At 36.3% G+C, this 1,484-nt stretch carries 2 protein-coding genes; one reads left to right on the forward strand and one right to left on the reverse strand.

Annotated elements, in window-relative coordinates:
• Positions 1 to 116: 116 nt before the first annotated feature.
• Positions 117 to 1,064: an NAD-dependent epimerase/dehydratase family protein gene (locus LS70_RS09835; protein WP_034290861.1), complete on the forward strand. Its 948-nt coding sequence runs from the start codon at positions 117 to 119 to the stop codon at positions 1,062 to 1,064.
• Positions 1,065 to 1,215: 151 nt separating this feature from the next.
• Here the strand turns inward: LS70_RS09835 and LS70_RS10025 are convergent, their stop codons facing one another.
• Positions 1,216 to 1,374, reverse strand: a complete 159-nt coding sequence (locus LS70_RS10025) for a hypothetical protein (RefSeq protein WP_161594719.1) — start codon at positions 1,372 to 1,374, stop codon at positions 1,216 to 1,218.
• Positions 1,375 to 1,484: the final 110 nt, after the last annotated feature.

Consider the following 1,484-nt stretch of genomic DNA (forward strand, 5'->3'; position numbering starts at 1 on the left):
AAGTGTGCAATCTATGCGTAATGAATTTCAAGATGAGGACTTTCTTTAAGCTTAATTTGGGTAATTTTATTGCAAAAATGTATTTCTAAGGAGCAAAAAACACAAAAGGAGAAACAATGCAAAAAGTCGTTGTAATTGGAGGTAGTGGGCATATTGGCACTTTTTTGATTCCTGCTTTGGTTGAAGCAGGCTTTAGTGTCGCAAACATTAGCAGGGGCAAAAGCAAGCCTTATAATGAAAACCCTGCGTGGCAAAAGGTAGAACAAATCACGCTTGATAGAAATGCACCGGATTTTTTAGAACATTTAGAATCTCTAAAGCCTGATATTATTGTGGATCTCATCAACTTCACACTAAAAGACACCAAAGATTTGGTTGCAAAGTTTCAAGACAAGATTAGCCATTATCTGTTTTGTTCATCTGTTTGGGCACAAGGCAGAGCAGAGATTTTGCCACTTAATCCTGCAAGCACGACTAAAACACCCCTTGATGAATATGGTGAGCAAAAGTTTTTAAGCGAAATGTATTTGCAAGAATCTTTTCAAAATGGATTCCCGATGACAATTATTGCACCTGGGCAAATTAGCGGAGAGGGGTTTAAAATCATCAATCCTTGGGGCAATACAGATACAAGCGTGTTTGAAAAAATCGCAAAAGGTGAAAAGATTTTTTTGCCTAATTTTGGTATGGAAACTTTGCACCATGTCCATAATGAAGATGTTGCGCAGGTGTTTTTTAAGGCGATTGCACATAGAGAAAAAGCACTTGGACAAAGCTTTTATGCGGTGGGAGAACAAAGCATTACGCTTTATGGCTATGCAAAATATATGTATGAATTTTTTAACCAAACTCCACAAATTGACTTTCTTTCGTGGAAAGAATGGTGCGATTATATCAATAATCAAGAATATACCGAGCATTCCTACTATCATCTTGTAAGAAGTGGGGCGTATAATATCCAAAAAGAAAAAGAGCTTTTGGGCTATGCACCCAAATATAGCATTACGCAAACGATAGATGCAGCGGTTAAAAGCTATATCCAAAGAGGGATTATTAAGGTGTAATTTGCAAAAAGGCGTTTGGGTAGATTCTAGGCTGTGGCGCAATTTAGTTACACTTGTTGCCTATTCGTAAGTAACATTTTGTCATTCCTCAGCTTGTCTTAAAATTTTATCTCTGCACACAAAATCTCTTTAAACCCTCTCGCTAAGCGTTTTAACCTTTCCATTCAACTTTTGCCTCATATTGTTTTGCAAAATTTGCATTATCCCCACCTCTCATACTCTTTACCTCAAAAATATGGATTCTATCTTGCCAATCTTTTAGCGCAAAGTCTGGATAAGAAAAATGATAGCCATTTTGAACGCGTATCATAAATCTCCTCCATCTCTTCTCTCGTCTTCATTATGTCTCCTTTTAATGAATTGAATGAATTTGTGTTTTTGGTTTTCTAGTTTTTTGGTTTTAGTTTTTTGTGTTTTTTG

The sequence above is a fragment of the Helicobacter sp. MIT 11-5569 genome, from assembly GCF_000765695.2.
GTDB lineage: Bacteria > Campylobacterota > Campylobacteria > Campylobacterales > Helicobacteraceae > Helicobacter_D.

Bases quoted from the DNA above. Each gene is read 5' to 3' on its own strand.
- LS70_RS09835 (WP_034290861.1), top strand. From the start codon at position 117: ATGCAAAAAGTCGTTGTAATTGGAGGTAGTGGGCATATTGGCACTTTT.
- LS70_RS10025 (WP_161594719.1), bottom strand. From the start codon at position 1,374: ATGATACGCGTTCAAAATGGCTATCATTTTTCTTATCCAGACTTTGCG.